The organism is Stenotrophomonas sp. FW305-3-2-15-E-LB1 (assembly GCF_058787375.1).
The window spans coordinates 233,366-256,319 of sequence record NZ_JBYSZR010000003.1; the positions used below are offsets into that span (position 1 = coordinate 233,366).

Here is a 22,954-nt window from a genome sequence, read left to right on the forward strand (position 1 = left end):
TGTTCTATTTCAGCTATCAATGCCGAAAAGATCACGCGTATATACCTTCTCCGAGACATCGCCGAGCTCTTCCGAGAGCCTATTGGCGATGATTACATCGGAGCGTCCCTTGAACTCGGCGAGATCGCTCACAACCTCAGATGAGTAGAACTGTGTCTCGCTCAGGGCCGGCTCATGGATGATCACGCGAATACCTTTGGCTTTGATTCGCTTCATGACGCCCTGGATGGCAGAAGCTCTAAAATTATCCGAGCCAGCCTTCATTACGAGTCGATAGATGCCAACCACATTTGGGTTGCGGCGAATGATCTCATCGGCGATGAAATCCTTACGTGTGCGATTGGCTTCTACGATTGCATGAATCAGGTTCTGGGGTACGTCGCGATAGTTCGCCAGAAGCTGCTTCGTGTCCTTGGGCAGGCAGTAGCCACCATAGCCGAACGAGGGGTTGTTGTAGTGACCCCCAATTCGTGGATCCAGGCTCACTCCTTGAATGATCTGCCGCGTATCCAGGTCGTGAGTGGCTGCATATGTATCAAGCTCGTTGAAATACGCGACTCTCATTGCGAGGTAGGTGTTGGCAAACAACTTGATTGCCTCGGCCTCGGTCGAGTCGGTAAAGAGCAAGGGTACATCCTTTCGGATTGCTCCTTCCTGCAGCAGCTGAGCGAATCGAGCTGCCCTTTCTGATCGTTCGCCGACTATGATTCGACTTGGATGCAGATTGTCGTATAGCGCCTTACCTTCACGCAGAAATTCTGGCGAGAAGATAATGTTGGGAGTGCCGAGCCGCTGGCGCAACTCGTTGGTGCAGCCCACGGGAATGGTGGACTTAATTATCAGTACGGCATCAGGGTTGATCGAAAGGACGTCACTTATCACTGACTCAACTGAACTCGTGTCGAAGTAGTTGGTCACCGGGTTGTAATCAGTCGGTGTCGCCACGATTACGAAGGAAGCGTCCTGATATGCCTCATTGGAGTCGAGGGTCGCGCGGAGGTCCAGTTCCTTCTCTGCAAGGAACTCCTCAATTTCCGCGTCTTCGATCGGAGATGTTCTAGAATTGATTTTGGCAACCCTTTCCGGGTTGATGTCCAGCGCCACCACTTGGTGGTGCTGGGCCAAAAGTACTGCATTGGAGAGGCCGACATAGCCTGTGCCGGCTACGGCAATCTTCATGATCAAAATCCTTTTGTTACATCTGAGCTGTAAAACGGTTGGGGATAAGCGTTGCAGCATTCGGTGAACCACTTCCCCATGGTGGTCAATGCTGCACGCCTCGATTGTCGGGCATCAAGCGCGGCCTACGCACCGTCTACCGATCTCAGTTGAGATTCCTTTAATGCTACTACATGCCAAGGGGGGGTAGGCACGGCTATTGCATGCACTGGGAACCGGGAATGATGAATGGCTGTGGGTCGGGATGATTGCCGCGTCGCTTGCCGACTTCAGCACCGGGAGGACTGCACGGATGCATCGACTCCTGTGTTGGGCGTGGTGGCTGTCCAGACGAGCGAGACATTGGCCGTAGTGAGGACGCGTAGAGATAAAAGTGTGATGTACGTCGCATTGTTGGTGGCGCCCGCAGGCCCGGCGTGATTGTTCAATTGAGCGTTTGGCCCACGGTATGGGCAGACTTTGGGTTACACTGCAAGGCTTGATTCTCAAGCTCAGGCCCTGCTCGCCGGCGAGCGAAGGCTCTCAACCCTCCGTTTGGGGTCATCAGGCGCACTCCGAGGCTGATCCTGGGATTCCAGCTACTGTGCAAGGCTTGGCGCGCCGGGGCGCTGACTGATCCCCTAATTTAGATGGACGCAATGACTAGACATACGGAATCCCGAGCAGTCAAGGAAGATGAAATTGACCTGCGCGAACTCTTGGGCGTCTTGATTGATCGCAAATGGTGGATTGTTGGGACTACGGCTGTGTTCTGCGCCGTTGGCGTCGCCTATGCGCTACTTGCTGCCCCCGTGTATCAAGCTCAGGCGATGGTGCAGGTTGAGTCCAAGGTGCCCAGTATTCCAGGGCTGTCGGACCTTTCTTCCTCGCTCGGCGGTAGCAGTACCGCTGCAACAACTGAAGTTGCACTGCTTACGTCCAGAACCGTGATTGGTACGGCTGTGGACCAGCTGAACCTTGAGACCCAGATCGACGCGAAGCGGATGCCACTAGTCGGCAATTTCTTTGCTCGGCGGTTCAGGCCGGAGGTGCCAGAGGGCGTGGCTCCTCCCAAATTTGGCTTTTCCAAGTATGGCTGGGGAGGCGAGCGCCTTCGCATTGGTCGTCTGGATGTGCCGCCTGCGATGATTGGAGAGGAGCTCACCCTCAAAACCAATGATGATGGCAAGGGCTACGTTCTCCTCGATGCCGATGGTAACGAGGTGGTTCACGGTATCGCTGGAGCTTCTGCGCAAGGCAAAGGGGTTCTAATCGAGGTTGAAGAGCTTCGTGCCAATGCGGGAACGGAGTTCTCGGTTTCTAAGTTGAGGCGTCTTGACCTCCTGACTGGACTCCAGGAGAGCATTGCTGCGACTGAGTCGGGCAAGGACTCAGGCATCCTGCAGCTGACCTTTGAAGATACCGACCCCGTTCGTGCGGAGGCGGTGGTTCAGCGGGTGGCTGACGCATACGTTAGGCAGAATGTGGATCGCGGATCCGCCGAAGCTGCTGCTCAGTTGCAGTTTGTGAAGGAGCAGCTTCCTACGGTGCGTAAGCAGGTGGAAGAAGCTCAGGCTGCGATGACCGCATATCAGTCGAAAGCGAATTCGGTTGACATCACCATGCAGACTAAGGGTCTGCTGGAGCAGGAAGTTGCGGTTGAAGCCAGCATCCAGCAGCTGAGGCTTAAGCAGGCAGAGATGGATCGCAGCTTTACCCGTGAGCATCCCGCTTATCGCGCTCTTCTCAAGCAAATGGGTGATCTGGAAGGACGCAAGGCAGGCTTCAAGAAAGAAGTCAGCGGTCTCCCCGATACTCAGCAGGAGCTATTGCGGTTGACTCGCGACCTGCAGGTAAGCAATGAACTGTACACCGCGCTGCTTAATCAGGCACAGCAATTGGACGTGGCTCGCGCTGGTACCGTAGGCAACGTGCGCATCGTCGACAACGCAGTCGTTGACATTGCCCACCCGGTCAAGCCCCGCAAGGCCCTGATCGTCGCCATCGCCACGCTTCTCGGCGGCTTCCTCTCGGTCGCCTTCGTCTTCCTCCAGCGCATGCTCAACCCGGGCATCGAAGACCCGGCGGACATCGAAGCCCTGGGCCTGCCGGTCTACGCCGCGATCCCGCTCAGCGTGTCCAACACCCTGCCCAAGCTGCGCAAGGGCAAGCACGGTACGCGCGTGGTGGCCGATGGTCGCCAGCATCTGCTGGCGGTGACCGCCCCAGCCGACCCGACCGTGGAAGCGCTGCGCAGCCTGCGTACCAGCCTGCACTTCGCCATGCTGGAAGCGAAGAACAACATCCTGACCATCTCGGGCCCGCGCCCGGGCGTGGGCAAGACCTTCGTGTCCACCAACCTGGCCGCGGTCATCGCGCAGGCGGGCCAGCGCGTGCTGGTCATCGACGCCGACATGCGCAAGGGCACCCTGCACAAGATCCTGGGTGTGTCGCACCAGAAGGGCCTGTCGGACGTGCTGGGTGGCAAGCTCAGCGTCGACGACGTGATCCATCCGGTGGCCGGCCTGGACAACATGCACTACATGGTGCGTGGTGACATTCCGCCGAACCCGGCCGAGCTGCTGATGCACCCGCGCTTCGCGCAGCTGCTGCAGGACATGTCCGGCAAGTACGACCTGGTGATCGTCGATACGCCGCCGATCCTGGCCGTGACCGATCCGGCGCTGGTCGCCACTCACGCTGGCTCGAGCCTGCTGGTCACCCGTTTCGGCGTGAACCAGGCCAAGGAAATCGAGCTGACGCTGCAGCGCTTCGAGCAGAACGGCGTACAGATCAAGGGTGCGATCTTCAACGCGGTCGAGAAGCGTGCCACGGGCTATTACAGCTACGGCTACTACGAGTACAAGTCCGACGAAAAGGCCTGATCTTTTCGCAGGGCAGGACACCGGGGCCCGGTGCGCGCAGGCGCATCGGGCCCTGTCTTTTCCGAGCCCGCGCCGCCGTCCCTCCAGCGCAGGAGTATCCTATCGCCATGGCTGACACCCCTCTTTCCGCGCCGCATCCGGCGCCGACGCCGCGCTGGCGTCACTACTGGTCCCTGATGCGCGCCGATCGCCCGATCGGCACCCTGCTGCTGCTGTGGCCCACCTGGTGGGCGCTGTGGCTGGCCGCTGGCGGCCTGCCGCCGCTGTGGACCCTGTTCGTGTTCACCGCGGGCGTCTGGCTCACCCGTTCTGCCGGCTGCGTCATCAACGATTACGCCGACCGCTGGCTGGACCCGCACGTGGAGCGCACCAAGGCGCGCCCGCTGGCCACCGGGGCGATCAGCGGCCGCGCGGCGCTGGCGCTGTTCGCCGTGCTGATGCTGGTGGCCTTCGGCCTGGTGCTCACCCTGAACGGGCTGACCATCGGCCTGAGCTTCATCGGCGTGTTCCTGGCCGCCAGCTACCCCTACCTGAAGCGCTACACGCACCTGCCGCAGGTCTACCTGGGCATGTCCTTCGGCTGGGGCATCCCGATGGCCTTCGCCGCCGTGCAGGGCGAAGTGCCGATGCTGGGCTGGCTGCTGTATGCGGGCAACATCCTGTGGTCCACCGCGTATGACACCTGGTACGCCATGGTCGACCGCGAGGACGACCTGAAGATGGGCTCGCACTCCACCGCCATCCTGTTTGGTGAGCTGGACCTGGTCATCCAGGGCGTGCTGTACGCGCTGTTCCTGGCCACGATGGCCCTGGTGGGGGTGCGTGGCGGGCTGGGTGGGTATTACCTGGCTGGCGTGGCGGTGGCCACGGTGCTGGTGGTGTACGAATTCTGGATCTGCCGCAACCGCGAGCGCGGGCCGTGCTTCAAGGCCTTCCTGCACAACAACTGGGTAGGCGCGGCGCTGTTTGCCGGCATCGCCGTGGACCTGGCGCTGCGCTGACCCCGGGGCCTGGTAGAGCCGGCCGCTGGCCGGCTGCGCGCGTGCGCGATCGCGCGATTGCCGGCCAGCGGCCGGCACTACCCCCTTCCGCGACGTGCGACCCATGGATGGTAGAGCCGGCCGCTGGCCGGCTGCGCACGCGCGCGATCGCGGGGTTGCCGGCCAGCGGCCGGCACTACCCCCTCTGCCACCTACGACCAATAGGTGGCTGACAGCCCGCACCTCACCGCCCAGAATCGGCCCATCGAACCTGGGAGGGTAGGCGATGGCCTCGACGGCAGCAGTACAGGATGGCTGGATGGCGCGCGCGGCGCTGCGTTCGGCCGCCTGGGCGGAAAAGTGGTTCCCCGATGCGTACGTGTTCGCGGTGCTGGGCGTGGTCATCGTCGCGGTGGCGGCGATGGGCTTCGGCTCGACCCCGCAGGCCACGGCCAGCGCCTTCGGCGACGGCTTCTGGAGCCTGATCCCCTTCACCATGCAGATGGCCTTCGTGGTCATCGGCGGCTATGCGCTGGCCACGGCGCCGGTGGTGGCGCGCTTCATCGATTTCCTCGCGCGGGTGCCGCGCACCGGCCGCGGTGCCGTGGTCTACGTCGGCCTCGTCAGCATGTTGGCCTCGCTGCTCAGCTGGGGTTTCTCGCTGGTATTCGGCGGCCTGCTGGTGCGCGCGCTCGCACGCCGCACCGAGCTGCGCATGGATTACCGCGCCGCCGGTGCCTCGGCCTACCTGGGGCTGGGCGCGGTGTGGGCGATGGGCCTGAGCTCGTCGGCCGCGCAGCTGCAGGCCAACCCGGCCAGCATGCCGCCCGGCCTGGTGGAAATCACCGGCGTGCTGCCTTTCACCGAGACCATCTTCCTGTGGCAGTCGATCGCGCTGACCGCGGTGCTGATCCTGGTCTCGCTGCTGATTGCCTGGCTGACCGCACCGGCCGCTGGCAGTGCACGTACCGCCGAGGATTTCCCCGGTGCCGCGCAGGCCGAACCCGAGCCGCTGCAGCAGCGCACGCGCCCGGGTGAATGGCTGGAGTACAGCCCGCTGCTCACTGTGCTGCTCTCGCTGCTGGCCTTCGGCTGGCTGTTCAACGAGTTCGCCAACAAGCCGGTGGTCACTGCCATCGCCAACCTCAACACCTACAACTTCCTGTTCATTTCGCTCGGCCTGCTGCTGCACTGGCGCCCGCGCAGCTTCCTCAACGCAGTGGCCAAGGCGGTGCCCAGCACCACCGGCGTGCTCATCCAGTTCCCGCTGTACGGCGGTATTGCGATGATCCTCACCCACGCGGCCGGAGGCGATGGGCAGACCCTGGCGCATCGCCTGTCCAGCCTGTTCGTGCACGTGGCCAGCACCGATACCTTCGCCCTGGTGATGGGCGTCTACTCGGCGGTGCTGGGCTTCTTCGTGCCCTCCGGCGGCGGCAAGTGGATCATCGAAGCGCCGTACGTGATGCAGGCGGCCAACGAACTGAAGGCGCACCTGGGCTGGGCGGTGCAGGTCTACAACGCGGCCGAGGCCCTGCCGAACCTGATCAACCCGTTCTGGATGCTGCCGCTGCTGGGCGTGCTGGGCCTGAAGGCCCGCGACATCGTCGGCTTCACCTTCATCCAGTTGCTGGTGCACATTCCGCTGGTGCTGGGCCTGCTGTGGCTGCTGGGCATGACCCTGACCTACGTGCCGCCGGTGATGCCTTAATCCAGTAGAGCCGAGCCCACGCTCGGCTGCCTGCAACGGCCAGCCGCGCATAGGCTCGGCTCTACAGGAACCAACATCAGCCGGCTGCCGCCTGCTTCTCGATCTCCGCCTTGCGCAGCAGGAACCGCTGCACCTTGCCGCTGGGCGTCTTCGGAACCTGCGCCACGAACTCCACCTGGCGCGGGTAGGCATGCGCGGACAGGCGATGGCGCACATGCTGCTGCAGCTCGTGCGCCAGCGCATCGCTGCCCTCGAACCCGTCGCGCAGGATCACGAACGCTTTGACGATCTCGGTCCGCTCCGGGTCGGGCACGCCGATCACCGCCACTTCGGCCACGGACGGATGCTCCATCAGCGCGCTCTCCACGTCGAACGGCCCGATGCGGTAGCCGGACGAGGTGATCAGGTCATCGGAGCGACCGATGAAACTGATCGAACCGTCGTCCTCGCATTCCACCGAATCGCCGGTGCGGTAGTAGCCATCGGCGATGGCCGGGGTCTCTGCCCGGTAGTAGCCGGTGAACCACATGATCGGTGACTGCTTCAGGTCTACCGCGAGGATGCCGGGCGTGCGCGGTGGCAGTTCATGGCCGTGTTCATCCAGCACGGCCACGCGGTAACCCGGCATCGCAAAGCCCGATGACCCCGGGTGCACGCGGTGGGCCAGCGCGTGGTGGTTGTTCACCACCATGCCGGTCTCGGTCTGCCCGTAGTGGTCCAGCACGGTGGTCTGCAGGTGCTCGGCAAACCAGCGGGCAATCTCCGGGTTCAGCGGTTCGCCGGCACTGCTGACCACGCGCAGCTGGCCCTTGATGCCGGCACTGGCCTGGGGGCCGGCGGCGATGATCTGCCGGTACGCGGTGGGCGAGCCGGCCAGGTTGGTCACTCCCAGCTGGCCGATGATGGTGTTCAGGCCGTGCACGCTGAAGCCGGCTTCGCTGAAGGTGGTGGCGTGGCCCAGCAGCAGCGGGCCGATCACCGCGTAGTACAGGCCATAGGCCCAGCCAGGGTCGGCGATGTTCCAGAACACGTCATCCGCGCGCAGGTCGACGGCCAGTTCCATGTAGCTGGCAAACGCCATCATCGCGCGCAGCGGCACGGGCACGCCCTTGGGGCTGCCGGTGGTGCCGGAGGTCGACAGCAGGGCCATCAGCGCATCGCCGGGCAGCAGCACCGGCTCCAGCGTCGGCGCGGCCGCCACCGTGGCCGCACGCCAGTCGATATCACCGTCGCGCAGTGCATGGCCGGGGGCGAGCACCGTGGCCACCGGCGGGCAGGCATCGAGTTCGTCCAGCTTGCTGCGGTGTGCGCTGTCGGTCACCAGCAGGCGGGTGCTGCCGGTCTTCAGGCGGCTTTCAATGGCCTTGGGGCCAAACGCGGTGAACAGTGGCTGGTACACCGCCCCCAGGCGCCAGGTGCCGAGGATGGTGGCCAGCAGGTCGGGCGTGCGCGGCAACAGGCCGGCCACCACATCGCCCGGGCCGACGCCGGCGGCACGCAGCACCTGTGCGGTGCGGGCGGCGGCATCGCGCAGGTCGTCGAAGGTGTACAGGTGCAGGGCGCCCTGCGCATCGATCCAGCGCAGGGCCAGCCGATCGCTTCCGCAGTACCGGTCGCAGCATTCCACGCAGGCGTTGATGCCCTGGTCCAGGCGCCCCTGGAAGCGGTCCTGCCACTGCGCGATATCGAAGCCGTCGCGGGCTTCATCGTAGGAAGGGCGTACTGCAGTCTGCGGGGCCATGCGCGTCTCCGGCGGGTGTCCGCCTGACCATAGCGGTGCCGCGCGCGGCTGCAAATGGGACCATGGGTGTAGGCCGTCATGCGCGCGTCACACGGTTCGAGGCCGCTGAATACGGCTGGTGCCGGGCCGGCATGAGCACATGCACACGTCGCATGAATCCTTCAGGGGCTTGTGCCGCAAGGGGCGCGCGGTCTTTTGTGGGGCGCGTGCACGCCAGCCTAGCTGCGTTGCAACGCATGGTTAACCTTCGGCTGCAGAGGATGGCACCGTCCACCGCATTCCGCGCGTGGCTTCGGAGACACGGACATGGCACAGCAGAACCAGCAGAACCAGAAGGGTCAGCAGAACCAGCAGGATCAGCAGCAGGGTCGCGGTCGTGACCAGCAGCAGCAACAGCAGCAGGACCAGCAGCAGAAGCGCAACCAGCAGCAGGGCAGCCAAGACGAAGAAGAATGACCCTGGCTCCCCCAGGTCTGAACACTGAAGCCCCGCCACGTGCGGGGCTTCGCTCTTTAAAACACGCCGACCCGTTCCAGCACCGCGCTGGCGGCCATGTCGTTGGGGTTGGTGCCCGGCAGGCCCTGCGGCACGTCCATGCCCATGCCGCGGTACAGGTCCACCCAATGCTGGGCGATCTGCCCGGTCTGCGGGTTGCGGAAATTCATCGGCTGCAGTGCGAACACATGGTGCGCGCGGAAGGCACGCTCGATGAAATCCGAACAGTAGTAGCTGTCCTCGTTCAGCACGTAGGCCGTGTTGTACGGCTTGCCCAGCATCGTGCGAGCTTTGGCGACCGCATCGGTGATCGCACCGGCCGGCGCTGCACGCAGCCGGTACACGACGATCTGCCGCTGCTTGCTGCGGGCGTCGCGCTGGAAGTCGAGCAGGGCCTGCTGCCGTGAGCCCTTTTCATCGGCATGCAGCACCTGCCAGCCGTGCGCGCCGGCAGCCACCAGGGCCACGTGGTCGAAGCTGGTCGCGCCCTGTGTGGCGGTGGCATCGTCGATGGCCGCACTCAGTCCGCTGTGCCCGGCGGTGACGAACAACAGATCGCCCTCGCGCACCTGTACGCCTGCGGCCAGCGCGGTCGAGAGCGGGGTGAGCAGCAGGCCGATGACCAGCAGGAAAGTGCGCATGTGAAGGCCGGGCAGGCGGGGAACGGGCTAGTCTACCCCCGCTGCGGGCTGCCCATGGCGTAGAGTCGAGCATGGCTCGACTCTACAAAGGACGTTGTCATGAACATCCGCAGGATGCGATGCATCACCGCCGCCACCGTGCTGCTGCTTGCCGCCGGCACCGCCAGCGCGCAGACGCTGCACGCCGACGACCGTAGCTGGTTCGCCGATGCGGCGGCCGAACAGGACGCACGCGCGAAACTTGCCACTGCCATCGCGACGCTGCGCGATGCCGGACCCGAGGATCCGGCCGCGCGCGTGCAGCAGGCTGACCGGCTGTTCGGCCAATGCCTGCGCCACCATGGCTATCTGCACCTGCAGGCCGCACGCAATGCGCGTGATGCGCGCCTGGCGCAGGCACAGGAAGGCATCGCGGACCTGTGTGGCGACGCCGCGCGCATCGCACGCAAGGCGCTGGCCAGTGCGCCGGCCGATGCGGGCTGGGTGGCCCCCTATGCCTGGCTGCGCACGCGTGCGCTGGGCGCCACCGGCGGCTCCACGGCGCCGCGCGCCGCAGGCCTGGACGATGCCGTGGACGAGGTGGCCAGCCCGGCGCTGGATGCATTCGCACGCCTGCAGCGGCAGCTGCTGCAGCATGCCAGCTACCCGCGCTTCGAGCGCGATGGGCGCACGCTGGACAGCAGGAAGGACAGTACGGCCCTGGCCCAGCACCCGGATCGCGCGCTGCGCGAGGCCGGCTGGAAGGGCTACTGGCAGGGCGTGGCATCGCAGCGCGAAGCCATGGCCAGCACGCTGCTGGCGCTGGTGCAGGTCAACGACCGCGCCTCGCAGCTGCAGGGCGATGGCAGCGCGCCCGAACGCAGCTACCGGCACATGGGCCTGGACACGCCCGCGGTGCTGGCCACGCTGGCCGCAGTACAGCGCCATGCGCCGCAGCGCCGCGCCTACCAGCAGGTGCTGCTGCAGCATGCCGAACGCATGGGCCTGGCCGAGCCGCAGATCTGGGATCTCAGCCTGCCCGATGCAGGCTTCGTACCGCCGGTCCTCACCCTTGAACAGGTGCGCGACACCGCCACCGAGGCGATGCAGGGGCTGGGCCCCGACTACGCCGCTGAAGTGCGCGCGCTGCTCGACCCCGCGCAGCAGCGCATGGACCTGGCGCAAACGTTGGGCCCGCGCACGGCCGATGCCTTTGCAGTGACAGCGCCGGGCGCGCCCGCGCTGCTGTTCGTTGGCGAGCGCCGGGGCACCCTGGAAAGCGACGTGGAGGCCGTGCATGAAGCCGGGCACGCGGCACACGGCCAATGGATGCAGCGCGGGCAGGTTTCGGCGTTCTACCGCAACGGCACCTCGTGGTTGAACGAGGCCTACGCGATCTTCAACGAACTGGAGTTCCGCGACCAGCTGTACCAGCAGGCGCAGGATCCCCGCGCCAAGGCGTACTACCTGAAGTCGCTGCTGGATGACATCGTGCTGCAGCTGTTCATCGCTTCGGAGGAAGCGCAGCTGGAGCAGTCGATCTACCAGGGCGTGGCCGCCGGCACGCTGGGTACGGCCGATGACCTCGATGCGCTGACCCTGAAGGTGCTGTCCGGCTACGGGATGATGGCCGAGCGCTACCCGGCGCTGGGTGCCACCTGGGAAACCAAGCGGCTGATGTACGAAGACCCGCTGTACCTGGCCAACTACCTGTTCGCCGGCCTGGTGGCGGTGCAGCTGTACGTGCAGGAACAACAGGATCCGCAGGGCTTCCGCCAGCGCTACCTGGCCGTGCTGTCCGAAGGGTTCGACCGCGCCCCGCAGGAACAGGTGGCGCAGTTGCTGGGCCACGCACCGGACTGGGCGGAACTGGTCGACGCCGACCTGCAGGTGTTCGATGAACAAGTGGCGCGCCTGCAGGCGCTGCATGCGCAGATCGAGCAGGGCGAGGGCGCATGAGCAGGCCGCGGAGGGTATCGCGGAGCCGGGCCCCGGCATGGCTGTTGATGCTGTTGTGCCTGCTGCCGATGGTGGTGATGGCTGCTGCTGCGGTACCTGCGCTGGATGATCCGGTGGTGGATGCCGCGAGTGCCTTGTCGGCGGATACCCGCGCCACGCTGCGCGCTCAAGCACTGCAGTTGCAGGCACGTACCGGCGCACAACTGCAGGTACTGGTGGTCGACCATGTTGGCGATGAGGGCATCGAGGCCTACGCCCAGCGCGTGTTCGATCAGTGGCAGCTGGGCCGCGAAGGCGTCGATGATGGTGTGCTGCTGCTGGTGGCCGTGCAGGACCGCCGCGTGCGCATCCAGACCGGCTATGGCCTGGAGGGTGCAATTCCGGATGCGTATGCTGCGCGCATCATCGACAAGGCGATCGTGCCACGCTTCCGCGATGGCGACCTCGACCAGGGGTTGCTGGATGGAACAAAGATCGTAGTTGCGCTGATCGACGGCGAAGAACTGCCGGCCTGGGAAGACCCGACGGCACGCAGCGTGCTGCCGCCGGACTGGCGCAGTGCGGATTCAGTGGTCGCCCTGGCGCTGCTGGCCGGCTTCTTCGCCGGCGTGTGGCGCTCGCCACCAGCGTCCAGCGCGGCGAAGACGCCGGACGACTTCGCACGCAGGCATCGCGAGCGCCAGCGTGGACAGTCGCGTGCGGGTGCCAGGCAACGGGCGCGACCGAAGCGATTGCCGGCCTGGGGCCGCCCGATGCTGGTGACGGCCGTCGTGGCAGGCGGGATGCTGGCGGCGGTCGTGTGGGCACCGCGCTCTGCCCTGGCGGCGCTCTGCATCGTGTTGGCGTTGTGCGTACCCGTGGCGAGCCTGCTCGGCTGGTGCTGGCGCCGCAGCCGGGGCCTGCGCATCGTGTTGCTGGGCATGCTTGGGGTCAGTGCGGGCTTCTTCGTGGTGATGCTGCTGCGTGGCCAGTTGCCGCCCAGCCTGGCCCTGCACACGCTGCTGGATCTGGCCGTGGGCATTGCCGCGATGCTGGTGTTCTTCCTCATACAGGCCTGCCGTGCACGCTGGCATAAGGACCGCAGCAGTTTCGGGGTGCGGTTCGCAGTGCTGGTGCTGCTGACCGCTGGCTACGCGATCTTCGCCCTTCTGGCCATTGATCGGGTCGACCCGGCAGCGCGCCTTGCGGCGACGATCGGGTGGAGTGCCGGTACGCTCGTGCTGTACTTCGCCTGGATCTTCACCATGCTGCCAGGTGAGAAGGCACGCGGCAGCGGCGGTTCATCCAGCGGCTATCGCAGCTCTTCCGGCACCTCGTCGTCAAGTTCATCCTCAAGCAGCTCCAGCAGCTGGTCCGGGGGCGGTGGCCGCAGCGGCGGTGGGGGTGCATCGGGCAGCTGGTAGGTGTCAACCTTGGTTGACACATCTCTCCGCGCCGGGAAAGCGTCCGCCGGGCATGGCCCGGCGCTACCGTAGGCCATTCATCCACGCATGGCGTGGATCTACTGGATCACGCGCCACCCCTGCGCGGTATCGGCAATCTCGCCGCTGCCCTGCACATCGCCCACGCGCAGCAGCAGGCCCTGCGCGTTGGGCAGGTCCTTCTGCTCGGGGAACCAGCGGCGGTCGGCGGCGACCACGATCAACAGTCCTTCGTCATCGCCCATCGGCGCGAACTGCGGCGAGGGCGTGCTGAGCGGCTGCAGCCCGAAGCGCGCGCTGGCCTCGGCGCGCACCGCATCCACGTTTGCGCTGGGCAGGCCCACTTCGCTCAGGCAGGTCAGCTCGCTGCCGTGGAACGCGCCGCTGCGTGCGCTGGCCGGCAGGCGCTTGCGGCCGATCAGCTCCAGGATCAGGCCATCGGGCCCGGTGAAGTACACCGACTGCGACTGCCAGGTGCTCTCCAGCGCGAAGTAATCAATGCCTTCGGGATTGCGCTGCAGCGGCACGCGCTCGCGCAGCCATGCCATGGCCTCGTTGAAGCGGTTGTCCGGCACGTTGAAGGCCAGGTGCACGCCGCCCAGCGGCTGGCCATCGGCCGGTTGCAGCTCGATGGTGCTCCAGCCGATGTGCACGTGGTGGCCGACCACGCGCAGCTGCAGCACGTCGTGGAACCAGGCAGCGACGGTACCCACATCGGACACCGGCAGGGTGAGGTGTAGCAGGCGCATGATGCGGTCTCCTTGCGTGCGCGTTGCTTGGATTCTATTACGCGCGTGGCAAGGGCGTCCCCACGACGACTTTCTCCTGTCGCGCTCACGTAACGCCCGCTTCACACATCGCGCCGAGACTGCGCGACTTGTCCAGGCCGCCTGTACAGGCGCGCCTGACCCTGTCGTGCAGTCCCGGAGTCCCCGTCGTGCAGAGCTCGTTGTTGTCGCGTTCCATCCTCCTCGCCCTTTCCATGGTCAGCGCAGGAGGCGCGATCGCAGCAGATGCCAGTACGGCAGACACCCCCGGTGGTGGCACCACCCATGCCGCGCCGACCCAGCTGGATGCCATGCTGGTCACCGGCACCCGCGCCTCCAACCGCACCCAGTTCGAAACGCTGGCGCCGGTGGATGTGTTCACCAAGGAAGACATCACGTCGGTCGATTCCACCGACCTGAAGGACGTGCTGGCACAGCTGGTGCCGTCGTTCGTGGTGCAGCGCCTGCCGATGGCCGATGGCCAGGTGTTCGTGCGACCCGCCACCCTGCGTGGCCTGTCGCCGGACCAGACCCTGGTGCTGGTCAACGGCCGCCGCTTCCACCGCAGCGCGCTGCTGGGCAACCGTGGCGCACAGGCCGCCGACCTGGCGCAGATCCCGACCAGCGCCATCAAGCGCATCGAAGTGCTGCGCGACGGTGCCTCGGCGCAGTATGGTTCGGACGCCATTGCCGGCGTCATCAACATCATTCTTGAAGACAGCCCGGGCACCGAGATCACTGCGGGCTACTCGCAGTACGCGCAGGGCGATGGTGCCTCGCGTGATTTCAGCGCCCGCACCGGCTGGGCGCTGGGCGACTACGGCAGCCTGGCGCTGTTCGCCGAATCGTCGAACTCCGATGCCACCTCGCGCACCCGCCAGCGTCCCGATGCCATCGCCTTCCAGGCCGCGCATCCCGATCTGGACGTGCCCAACCCCGTACAGCGCTGGGGCCAGCCGGAACTGGAAAGCCGCCGCGTGGGCTTCAACCTGAAGGCCAATGCCAGCGATACGCTGGAGGTCTACGCCTTCGGCCTGTACAGCCACAGCGATGGCGTCAGCGATTTCAACTGGCGCAACCCGGACACCACCACCGGCGCCTACCGCACCACCCGCATCTTCCCCGGCTGGGATCTGCGTTCGCTCTATCCGGTGGGCTTCAGCCCGCAGTACGGCAACGTGCAGAACGACCTGCAGCTGGTGGGTGGCCTGCGTGGTGAGATCACGCCCAAGCTGCGCTGGGATGCCAGCGCGTCGTATGGCCGCAATGCCATCGACTACAGCCTGGACAACTCCATCAATGCCTCGCTTGGCCCGGACAGCCCGACCTCGTTCGACCTCGGCCGCCTGACCCAGACCGAGAAGAACGCCAACGTCGATTTCAACTACGAATGGGACGTGGCCGCGCTGGCCAAGCCGGTCAACGTCGCCTTCGGTGCCGAGTTCCGCCAGGAAACCTATGAAGTGCGCGCCGGCGACCCGGCCTCGTACGCGGTCGGCCCCGGTGCAGTGGCCGGCCTGGAAGCCAACTCCAACGGCGCGCCGGGCTTCTCGGCCAGCCAGGCGGGCAAGTGGGACCAGCGCAGCCATGCTGCCTATGTCGATATGGAAGTGCCGCTGGGCGAACGCTGGAGCATCGGTGCCGCCGGCCGCTATGAAGACTTCTCCAGCTTCGGCAGTACCGTGGACGGCAAGCTGTCGGCGCGCTTTGCCATCACTCCGGACGTAGCCCTGCGCGGCACGTTCTCCACCGGCTTCCGCGCGCCCACCCCGGCGCAGTTGAACACCACCAGCACCAGCCAGGGCCTGGACACGCGCACCCTGCAGATCTTCACCAGCGGCCGCCTGTCGCCGAACGATCCGCTGGCACAGCTGCTCGGTGCCAAGCCGCTCACCCCGGAAGAATCGCGCACCGCCTCGCTCGGCCTGACCTGGCGCACCGACATGGGCCTGTCCGGTTCGGTGGATGTGTACCGCATCAAGCTCACCGACCGCTTCAGCCAGTCGGCCAGCTTCGCCATTCCCGCCGGCACGCCCAATCCGCTGGGCTACACCTCGGTCAACTACTTCACCAACGATTTCGACACCACCACCAGTGGCGTGGACGTGGTCGGCAACTACCTGCGGGACCTCGGCGCCGGCCGCATGACGCTGACCCTGGCCTACAACTTCAACCGCACCCGCGTGGACAACGGCAGCACTTCGGTGGCGACCAACGAAACCCAGCGCGTGCTGTTCGAAGACCGCCTGCCGGAGCACAAGGGCAGCTTCACCGGCAGCTGGGACGTGGGCGCGTGGTCGCTGATGGCGCGCGTGCGCTACTACGGCGCGTGGACCGATTCGACCGGCAACGCGGCCGGCGACATCTACCAGCGCTTCGGTGACATGACCTTCCTCGACCTGGCCGTGGGCTACCGCATCAACGAGCACCACAGCCTGCGCGTGGGCGTGGACAACGTGTTCGACCGCTACCCGGACGAGGCGACCTTCCAGGCCAGCCGCGGCCTGATCTACTCGCGCAACGCACCCTACGACACCGACGGTGCCAACGTGTACGCGCAGTACCGGCTGACCTTCTGATGGACAGCCGCCGCCGTAACCTGCTGCGCGCCGGCACGCTGCTGCCGGCCGCCGCAGCGCTGTCTTCACTGCCTGCCATGGCTGCTGCACGCTACCCTGCGGCCATGGAAATTCCTGCAACGACCGTGGCGCCGGACGTGCTGGCCCGCGATGAAGGCTACTGGGCCGCCGTGGCCAGCCACTTCGACATCACCGATGAAGTGAACCACCTGGAAAACGGCTACTGGGGCGCGATGGGGCGCGAGACCCTGGCCAGCTACCAGCGGCACACCGCCGAGGTGAACCGTGGCAACGCCTGGTACGGGCGGCACACCTTCCCCGCCGAGTACATGGCCGTGCACCGCCAGGTGGCGGACATGCTGGGCGTGGGTGCCGATGAGATCGCGCTGACCCGTGGTGCGACCGAGGCGATGCTGGCCCTGATCGGCGGCTACAACCGCCTCGCGCCCGGCGACCAGGTGCTGTACGCCGACGTGGACTACGACAGCATCATCGGCGCCATGCGCTGGCTGCAGCAGCGCCGTGGCGTACAGGTGGAGCGCATCGCCCTGCCGGCCATGCCCGACCACGCGCAGATCCTGCAGGCCTACGATGCCGCCTTCGCGCGGCTGCCCAAGCTGAAGCTGGTGCTGCTGACCCAGGTCAGCCACCGCCATGGCCTGGTGCTGCCGGTGGCCGAGATCGCCGAACGTGCGCGTGCGCGCGGTATCGATGTGATCGTGGATGCGGCCCATGGTTTTGGCCAGATCGCCTACGCCGTGCCGGACCTGAAGGCCGATTTCGTGGGCATCAACCTGCACAAGTGGATTGGCGCACCGGTGGGCGTGGGCGCGATGTATGTCCGCAAGGGCCGCGTGGCCGACCTCGATCCGTACATGGGCGAGGCGGACGACGGCCGCGTCGGCAGCCGCGTGCACACTGGCACGGTGAACTTCGCGGCGTACCTGGCGCTGCCCGAAGCCATTGCCCTGCACCAGCGCATCGGTGCGGCCAACAAGCAGGCGCGCCTGCGCTACCTGCGCGAGCGCTGGACGGTGCCCGCCCGGCAGATGGCGCATCTGGAAGTGCTGTCCTCGCCTGACCCGGCACTGGCCAGCGCGCTGGCCAGCTTCCGCCTGCGCGGGCGCACCAGCGTGGCCGACAACATGGCGCTGCAGAAGCGCCTGCTGGATGAGCACCGGGTATTCACCACGCATCGTGATGGCCTGGAATCCGGCGCGTGCGTGCGGGTCACGCCTTCGGTGTTCACCCGGCCGCAGCAGATGGATGCGTTGGTGGAAGCGCTGGCCGGCATGTAGTTCTGGTAGGTGCCGACCGTTGGTCGGCATGTGGTTCCGGTGGGTGCCGACCGCTGGACGGCATGTGCTTCTGGTGGGTGCCGACCGTTGGTCGGCATGTGTTTCTGGTGGGTGCCGACCGTTGGTCGGCACAAAACCCCGGCCGACCGGGAGAGGCACACCGGCCGGGGCACCACACAACGCCCTAGATCACTTCTTCTCTTCCCACTGCACCAGGTCCGCCTCCGCCGCGCGGATACCCGCGGTCGACAGCAGCTTGGTCGTGGCATCCAGCGCCGCGTTCACCGACGGGTATTCCACAATCGCCCGCCCCGAAGCCTTCGACACCTTCACCACCGTACCGCCAGTGGCCGCCGCCGCCTTCTGTGCCGCCGCCGCATCGGTGAAGAACACCTTGACCCGCGATGTCGCCACCACCGGCGCGCCATCGCTGGATACCGCAGCAGCAAACTTGCGGGTACCCGCATCAGCAGCACCCAGCGAACGCTTGCTGCGCGAGCCGCTGGTCGCCGCCGCCGATGGAGTGATCTGGAACTGGCCGCTGGCCGCCTGCTGCACGGCCACCGTGGGCGCCAGCTGGAAGCGGTTGCCGCCCACATCGAACGAGCGGCCGGTCGCCTCCGCCTTCAGCGCCTGCACATCCACGGTGGACAGCGTGCGCGCCGCCGGCGTGGCGCCCGTGCTCTGCGCCCAGGCCGGGCCGGTCATCGCCGCGAAGGCGAGGGTGCTCAACAGAATGGTTGTCTTCATCATCAGTGCCCCAGAACGCGGATCTTGAAGAATTCGAGGTTGCCGCGCGATGCAGCGCCGGCGGCTTGCCCCATGTCGGTCACTTCCAGCGTCCACGTGCCCGTGGCGCTTTCATCCAGGAACGCGTTGCTGGACAGCAGATCCCAGTTGGTGAAGTTGCGCTGCACGCCGCCCGTGCCGGAACCGATGGCGGTGAACGCCGGTTGCACCACGCTGCGCGTGCCGCTGGGCGATACCAGCACGAACTGCAGTTGCCGCGTGTTGCTGTGGTTGACCCGGAAGCCGAGCTGCACGCTTTCGACGTTGCGCGCCCCATTGGCCACCTGGAAGGTCAGCCGGCCGGCCGTGGCCGACGTGCTGCCGATCGCCACGCTGCGGGTGGTGGTGCGCCAGCCGGTGTCCAGCAGTGGCCCGAGCGACTGGAACGTATCGGCCACCTGCACCGCGCGTGCGGCATTCACCACGCCGAAGCCATACCAGTTGCTGAAGGCGCGGCCAGCGGCGTTCACCGTCCAGCCCGGCACCAGCGTGCGCCCATCGGCCAGCGTCACCGCCGGCTGGTTGGGATGGGTGCGGGTGGCGGTGGTGGCCAGGATGTACTTCACGTCGCGGTAGCTCAGGCGCGGGTTGGCTTCCAGCACCAGCGCGGCCACGCCGGACACCATCGGCGCCGAGGCGGACGTGCCGTTCATCTTGGCCGTGTAGTTGCAGGTGCTGTCGATGGCCGACAGGTTGCTGTCCAGGCTGTTCTCGCGCGCGCTGTTCTTGTTGCTGCCCACCGTGCAGCCGCCAACGTCGGTGGTGACGATGGCCGGGTCGTAGGCGCGCGCCACCAGGCCCGGTACGTACTGCGCCTGCAGCCCGTATTCGCCACCGAAGGCCGACACCCACAGTGCCGAACCGGTGGACGAGTACGACGAGCGCACGCCATCGGCGCGCACTGCACCCACGGTGATCACGTTGAACAGGTTGTTGCGCGGGTCGCGGCCGGCCGGCACGCAGCCCGTGTTGCGGTTCTTGGTATCGGTGGTGCAGACATCCTGGGTCTGGCTGACCGAGGCGTTGTTGAAGTTGTTGCCGGCCGACTTCACGTAGATGCCACCGCGGCCGCCACGCGTGCCCGACAGTGCCTGCTCATAGGACGCCACATCGTTCTGGCTGAAGGCCAGTGGCAGGTTCGGGTTGCCCGGCCCGGCGCCCCAGCTGTTGTTGAACACCTGCACGTCGGCCGATTCGGTGCCATCCCACCACGAGTATTCGATGTTGCTCAGCTGGTTGCCCTGCGCGTTGGAGGCCAGCACGTTGAAGCCCTTCAGCGTGGCCGCCGGGGCCACGCCGCGCACGCCCACGCCGTTGGCACCCACCGCGCCGGCGATGCCGCCGACCATGGTGCCGTGGTGGTCGGCATCGGGGTTGGAGGGGGAGGGGTTGGTGGAGCCGTTGGCGAAGTTCCTGCCGGGCACCGCCGCCACGTTGGCGGCCAGATCGGGGTGGGCGATCTGCAGGCCGTCATCGACGATGCCGATCACCACGCCCTGGCCGCGGATGCCATTGCGGTACAGGCCATCCACGTTGAGATCGTTGCCCGCCACCGGCAGGGTGTCGGCCGTTAGCGCCTGCCCGGTGTTGAGCAGGTGCCACTGCAGGTTGGCCAGGGGATCGGCCTGCTGCGCCTGGGCGCTGGCAGCCAGGCTGCCCAGTACCAGCGCAGTGGCCAGGGCCAGCCGCGCGGAACGCGGTGGCACGGTGCGGAGCGTGTTTCGCTTCATACACGAGTCCTTCTGTTGTGAATCGGCATGGCAGAACGGCGGGGCGGAACTGCCCCATCGCCCCTGGCCAAACGCAGCACAACGAAGAACCCCCTACCTCTTCTTCGCGCGAAGATGCGGTTGTGCAAAGCGCGTCACAAACACTTATTCCGGCCGGGAATAACGACCCTCGTGCCGGCGCTCATCCACGCATGGCGTGGATCTACCGCTCTGGTGGGTGCCGACCGTTGGTCGGCACATCCTTCCGCGCCATGGTCCCCGGCCGCCAGGCGTGGCCATCCCACCCATGCCATCATGTTTGAACCGCGGATCGCCGCCCGCTTTCCCAGGAAGACACATGGTCAGGAAAGACCCGGACATCGAAGTCGCCGTGGACGAGGCGTTCCGCCCCACCCTGACCTGGATGGCCAACGAGATCGCCTCAGGCCGCGCGCCCGACGCAGCGGACGTTCGCCTGCGCACGGCCGATACGTGGGAGACCATCACCGACATCATCCAGGACTACGGGGAAACCCTGGTGCCACTTCCCGAGGCCACCTGGGAAACCTCGGTCAGCCAGTGGGATGGCGAGCGCTGGAAGGTCCTGGTCGACCTGCACACGGCTGCAGAAGGGCGAAGTGACCTGGTGATGGATGTGTCCATCACCGAAACCGAAACCGGCTTCGCCTACAGCCTGCATCTGGTCTACGTTCCCTGAGAGGCAGCGCCGATCTCCATCCACGCATGGCGTGGATCTACTGCCTTGGTCGGCACATCCCTCGTGGCACATCCATCCAAGCAGGGGGCGGGGGCGACCGGCCATCATCGCGCGACCTCCCGGCCGGCTGTGCTACTACGGCCGTGCAACCTTTCCCCTTCGGAGCACGACCATGGTCAACCCCGTCGCCCAGGCCCATCGCGGCCCGGGCACCACGCTTTTCAGCCTGTTGAACCCGATACCATTCGGCTTCTTCGTCGGCGCCCTCATCTTCGACATCCTCTACCTCAACACCGCCGAGGTGATGTGGGGCAAGGCCGCGGCCTGGCTGATCACCTTCGGCCTGCTCATCGCCATCATTCCGCGGCTGATCAACCTGTTTGCGGTATGGCGCCGCAACGGCACCGCCACCGGCGTGGACCGGGTGGATTTCCTGCTCAACCTGGTGGCCATCGTGCTGGCCATCTGGAATGCCTTCGTGCACAGCCGCGACGCCTACGCGGTGGCCGTGCCGGGCACCATCCTCTCCGCCCTGACCGTGGGCCTGATCGCCATCGGTTTCATCCTGCTGTCGCTGCAGCTGCCGGTGCTGCACGGAGGTCGTCATGGCTGATCGCATCCTGCCCACGCTGGGCATCCTTTCCCTGGCGGTGATGCTGGCCGCCTGCGCCGGCAAGGCTGAGTACCACCCGGCCGACCAGTCCGGCGCACAGCCGCCGCTGCCCAAGCCGGCCAACTTCCTCATGCCGCCCATGCAGGTGCCCAAGGGCGTGGGCTGGGCCGACGGCCAGTCGCCCACCGTGGCCGACGGCCTGAAGATCGAACGCATCGCCGCCAACCTGCAGCACCCGCGCCGCCTGCTCACCCTGCCCAACGGCGACGTGCTGGTGGTGGAAGGCAATGGCCCCGGCGAAGAACCGGTCACCACGCCCAAGCAGTGGATCGCCGGCAAGGTGAAGGCGCGCTCGGGCAAGGCCGGCAAGGGCGGCAACCGGGTCACCCTGCTGCGCCGCACGCCGGGTACCGATGCCTGGACCCAGCACGTCTACATCGAAGGCCTGCATTCGCCGTTCGGCATCCAGCTCATCGGTGACACGCTGTACGTGGCCAACACCGGCAACATCATGCAGTACCACTACGTGCCCGGCGAAACCCGCATGTCCGACAAGGGCCGCGAGTTCACCGACCTGCCCAGCACCATCAACCACCACTGGACCAAGGAGCTGCTGGCCAGCCCCGATGGCAGCAAGCTGTACGTGGGCGTGGGTTCCAACAGCAACATCACCGAAAATGGCCTGGCCGTCGAATACCGCCGCGCGGTCGTGCTGGAAGTGGACGTGGCCACGCGCGGCAGCCGCATCTTCGCCTCGGGCATCCGCAACCCCACCGGCCTGGACTGGGAGCCGAGCACCGGCAAGCTGTGGGCCGTAGCCAACGAGCGTGATGAGATCGGTGCCGACCTAGTGCCCGACTACCTGACCTCGGTGAAGGAAGACGGCTTCTATGGCTGGCCCTACAGCTACTACGGCCAGCACGTGGACGAGCGCGTGCAGCCGCAGCGGCCGGACCTGGTGGCCAAGGCGATCGTGCCCGACTACGCCATCGGCTCGCACGTGGCGCCGCTGGGCCTGCTGTTCTACACCGGCCAGTCGCTGCCGGCGAAGTACCACGGTGGCGCCTTCATCGGCGAACACGGCAGCTGGGACCGTTCGCCGCTCAGCGGCTACGAAGTGGTCTACGTGGCCTTCAAGGACGGCAAGCCGACCGGCCGCCCGGAGGCCGTGGTCAGCGGCTTCACCTCCAAGGATGAAAAGACCCTGATGGGTGCGCCGGTGGGCATGGCGATGGACGCCGACGGCGCGCTGCTGGTGGCCGACGACGTCGGCGATGTGGTGTGGCGGGTCTCGGCGAAGTAACCGGAGCGTTGTAGTTGTAGAGCCGAGCCCACGCTCGGCTGCTCTGGCGTTTGTAGAGTCGAGCCGTGCTCGACTGCTGTTGGCTTTGGATGTTGTAGAGCCGAGCCATGCTCGGCTGCTCTTCAAAGAACCAGCCGAGCATGGCTTGTATGTTCCCCCCGGCTCCTACGAGGTATGTAGGAGCCAGGGTGGAGGGACCGACAAGCAT

General features: G+C 66.2%; 17 protein-coding genes. 11 read left to right on the forward strand and 6 right to left on the reverse strand.

Features of this window, described 5'->3' with window-relative positions:
* Positions 1 to 9: 9 nt before the first annotated feature.
* On the reverse strand, positions 10 to 1,179 hold the full coding sequence (locus AC3WL7_RS04320) for a nucleotide sugar dehydrogenase (RefSeq protein WP_200732232.1): 1,170 nt from the start codon (positions 1,177 to 1,179) through the stop codon (positions 10 to 12).
* Positions 1,180 to 1,817: 638 nt separating this feature from the next.
* On the opposite strand from AC3WL7_RS04320, the gene AC3WL7_RS04325 reads away from it, so the two are divergent.
* From AC3WL7_RS04325 to AC3WL7_RS04335, 3 genes are all read left to right on the forward strand, one after another.
* Positions 1,818 to 4,043 carry a polysaccharide biosynthesis tyrosine autokinase gene (locus tag AC3WL7_RS04325; RefSeq protein ID WP_492749484.1) on the forward strand — a complete coding sequence of 742 codons (2,226 nt, stop codon included), beginning with the start codon at positions 1,818 to 1,820 and terminating at the stop codon, positions 4,041 to 4,043.
* Positions 4,044 to 4,150: 107 nt separating this feature from the next.
* Positions 4,151 to 5,044 (forward strand): 4-hydroxybenzoate octaprenyltransferase, encoded by an 894-nt coding sequence (ubiA, locus tag AC3WL7_RS04330; protein ID WP_079224031.1) that lies wholly within the window; start codon positions 4,151 to 4,153, stop codon positions 5,042 to 5,044.
* Between the two features lie 265 nt (positions 5,045 to 5,309).
* Positions 5,310 to 6,734, forward strand: a complete 1,425-nt coding sequence (locus AC3WL7_RS04335) for a short-chain fatty acid transporter (protein WP_174208707.1) — start codon at positions 5,310 to 5,312, stop codon at positions 6,732 to 6,734.
* Positions 6,735 to 6,810: 76 nt separating this feature from the next.
* Here the strand turns inward: AC3WL7_RS04335 and AC3WL7_RS04340 are convergent, their stop codons facing one another.
* Positions 6,811 to 8,475 carry an AMP-binding protein gene (locus AC3WL7_RS04340; protein ID WP_492749470.1) on the reverse strand — a complete coding sequence of 555 codons (1,665 nt, stop codon included), beginning with the start codon at positions 8,473 to 8,475 and terminating at the stop codon, positions 6,811 to 6,813.
* A 306-nt stretch (positions 8,476 to 8,781) separates the two neighbouring features.
* On the opposite strand from AC3WL7_RS04340, the gene AC3WL7_RS04345 reads away from it, so the two are divergent.
* Positions 8,782 to 8,931 carry a hypothetical protein gene (locus AC3WL7_RS04345; protein ID WP_174208706.1) on the forward strand — a complete coding sequence of 50 codons (150 nt, stop codon included), beginning with the start codon at positions 8,782 to 8,784 and terminating at the stop codon, positions 8,929 to 8,931.
* Between the two features lie 56 nt (positions 8,932 to 8,987).
* Here the strand turns inward: AC3WL7_RS04345 and AC3WL7_RS04350 are convergent, their stop codons facing one another.
* A complete protein-coding gene (locus tag AC3WL7_RS04350) occupies positions 8,988 to 9,611 on the reverse strand; it encodes a YiiX/YebB-like N1pC/P60 family cysteine hydrolase (protein ID WP_492749471.1) in 624 nt (207 codons plus the stop codon).
* 99 nt (positions 9,612 to 9,710) lie between these two features.
* Between AC3WL7_RS04350 and AC3WL7_RS04355 the strand changes: the two genes are divergently transcribed.
* Together AC3WL7_RS04355 and AC3WL7_RS04360 are read left to right on the forward strand one after the other, a co-directional pair.
* The gene (locus AC3WL7_RS04355) at positions 9,711 to 11,549 is read left to right on the forward strand and encodes a M3 family metallopeptidase (RefSeq protein WP_492749472.1); all 1,839 of its coding nucleotides are present in this window, start codon (positions 9,711 to 9,713) and stop codon (positions 11,547 to 11,549) included.
* Between the two features lie 47 nt (positions 11,550 to 11,596).
* A complete protein-coding gene (locus AC3WL7_RS04360; protein WP_492749473.1) occupies positions 11,597 to 12,952 on the forward strand; it encodes a TPM domain-containing protein in 1,356 nt (451 codons plus the stop codon).
* 98 nt (positions 12,953 to 13,050) lie between these two features.
* On the opposite strand, the gene AC3WL7_RS04365 is transcribed toward AC3WL7_RS04360, so the two are convergent.
* Positions 13,051 to 13,719, reverse strand: a complete 669-nt coding sequence (locus tag AC3WL7_RS04365; RefSeq protein WP_492749474.1) for a VOC family protein — start codon at positions 13,717 to 13,719, stop codon at positions 13,051 to 13,053.
* 188 nt (positions 13,720 to 13,907) lie between these two features.
* On the opposite strand from AC3WL7_RS04365, the gene AC3WL7_RS04370 reads away from it, so the two are divergent.
* A complete protein-coding gene (locus tag AC3WL7_RS04370) occupies positions 13,908 to 16,316 on the forward strand; it encodes a TonB-dependent receptor plug domain-containing protein (RefSeq protein ID WP_492749475.1) in 2,409 nt (802 codons plus the stop codon).
* Positions 16,316 to 17,614: an aminotransferase class V-fold PLP-dependent enzyme gene (locus AC3WL7_RS04375; RefSeq protein WP_492749476.1), complete on the forward strand. Its 1,299-nt coding sequence runs from the start codon at positions 16,316 to 16,318 to the stop codon at positions 17,612 to 17,614. The genes AC3WL7_RS04370 and AC3WL7_RS04375 overlap by 1 nt, the downstream gene beginning before the upstream one ends.
* A 189-nt stretch (positions 17,615 to 17,803) precedes the next feature.
* Here AC3WL7_RS04375 and AC3WL7_RS04380 read toward each other — a convergent pair whose 3' ends face one another.
* Together AC3WL7_RS04380 and AC3WL7_RS04385 are read right to left on the reverse strand one after the other, a co-directional pair.
* Positions 17,804 to 18,367 carry a DNA breaking-rejoining protein gene (locus AC3WL7_RS04380; protein WP_079224020.1) on the reverse strand — a complete coding sequence of 188 codons (564 nt, stop codon included), beginning with the start codon at positions 18,365 to 18,367 and terminating at the stop codon, positions 17,804 to 17,806.
* Entirely contained in the window at positions 18,367 to 20,133 is a 1,767-nt protein-coding gene (locus tag AC3WL7_RS04385) for a S8 family serine peptidase (RefSeq protein WP_492749477.1), read from the reverse strand. Before AC3WL7_RS04385 ends, AC3WL7_RS04380 begins: the two co-directional genes overlap by 1 nt.
* Before the next feature lie 337 nt (positions 20,134 to 20,470).
* On the opposite strand from AC3WL7_RS04385, the gene AC3WL7_RS04390 reads away from it, so the two are divergent.
* The 3 genes from AC3WL7_RS04390 (at position 20,471) to AC3WL7_RS04400 (ending at position 22,746) form a co-directional block, all read left to right on the forward strand.
* A complete protein-coding gene (locus AC3WL7_RS04390; protein WP_492749478.1) occupies positions 20,471 to 20,830 on the forward strand; it encodes a DUF7668 domain-containing protein in 360 nt (119 codons plus the stop codon).
* Between the two features lie 172 nt (positions 20,831 to 21,002).
* Entirely contained in the window at positions 21,003 to 21,443 is a 441-nt protein-coding gene (locus AC3WL7_RS04395) for a DUF2231 domain-containing protein (protein ID WP_079224014.1), read from the forward strand.
* Positions 21,436 to 22,746 carry a PQQ-dependent sugar dehydrogenase gene (locus tag AC3WL7_RS04400; RefSeq protein WP_079224012.1) on the forward strand — a complete coding sequence of 437 codons (1,311 nt, stop codon included), beginning with the start codon at positions 21,436 to 21,438 and terminating at the stop codon, positions 22,744 to 22,746. Before AC3WL7_RS04395 ends, AC3WL7_RS04400 begins: the two co-directional genes overlap by 8 nt.
* Positions 22,747 to 22,954 lie beyond the last annotated feature (208 nt).

Bases quoted from the DNA above. Each gene is read 5' to 3' on its own strand.
- AC3WL7_RS04320 (WP_200732232.1), bottom strand. From the start codon at position 1,179: ATGAAGATTGCCGTAGCCGGCACAGGCTATGTCGGCCTCTCCAATGCA.
- AC3WL7_RS04325 (WP_492749484.1), top strand. From the start codon at position 1,818: ATGACTAGACATACGGAATCCCGAGCAGTCAAGGAAGATGAAATTGAC.
- ubiA (WP_079224031.1), top strand. From the start codon at position 4,151: ATGGCTGACACCCCTCTTTCCGCGCCGCATCCGGCGCCGACGCCGCGC.
- AC3WL7_RS04335 (WP_174208707.1), top strand. From the start codon at position 5,310: ATGGCCTCGACGGCAGCAGTACAGGATGGCTGGATGGCGCGCGCGGCG.
- AC3WL7_RS04340 (WP_492749470.1), bottom strand. From the start codon at position 8,475: ATGGCCCCGCAGACTGCAGTACGCCCTTCCTACGATGAAGCCCGCGAC.
- AC3WL7_RS04345 (WP_174208706.1), top strand. From the start codon at position 8,782: ATGGCACAGCAGAACCAGCAGAACCAGAAGGGTCAGCAGAACCAGCAG.
- AC3WL7_RS04350 (WP_492749471.1), bottom strand. From the start codon at position 9,611: ATGCGCACTTTCCTGCTGGTCATCGGCCTGCTGCTCACCCCGCTCTCG.
- AC3WL7_RS04355 (WP_492749472.1), top strand. From the start codon at position 9,711: ATGAACATCCGCAGGATGCGATGCATCACCGCCGCCACCGTGCTGCTG.
- AC3WL7_RS04360 (WP_492749473.1), top strand. From the start codon at position 11,597: ATGCTGTTGTGCCTGCTGCCGATGGTGGTGATGGCTGCTGCTGCGGTA.
- AC3WL7_RS04365 (WP_492749474.1), bottom strand. From the start codon at position 13,719: ATGCGCCTGCTACACCTCACCCTGCCGGTGTCCGATGTGGGTACCGTC.
- AC3WL7_RS04375 (WP_492749476.1), top strand. From the start codon at position 16,316: ATGGACAGCCGCCGCCGTAACCTGCTGCGCGCCGGCACGCTGCTGCCG.
- AC3WL7_RS04380 (WP_079224020.1), bottom strand. From the start codon at position 18,367: ATGATGAAGACAACCATTCTGTTGAGCACCCTCGCCTTCGCGGCGATG.
- AC3WL7_RS04385 (WP_492749477.1), bottom strand. From the start codon at position 20,133: ATGAAGCGAAACACGCTCCGCACCGTGCCACCGCGTTCCGCGCGGCTG.
- AC3WL7_RS04390 (WP_492749478.1), top strand. From the start codon at position 20,471: ATGGTCAGGAAAGACCCGGACATCGAAGTCGCCGTGGACGAGGCGTTC.
- AC3WL7_RS04395 (WP_079224014.1), top strand. From the start codon at position 21,003: ATGGTCAACCCCGTCGCCCAGGCCCATCGCGGCCCGGGCACCACGCTT.
- AC3WL7_RS04400 (WP_079224012.1), top strand. From the start codon at position 21,436: ATGGCTGATCGCATCCTGCCCACGCTGGGCATCCTTTCCCTGGCGGTG.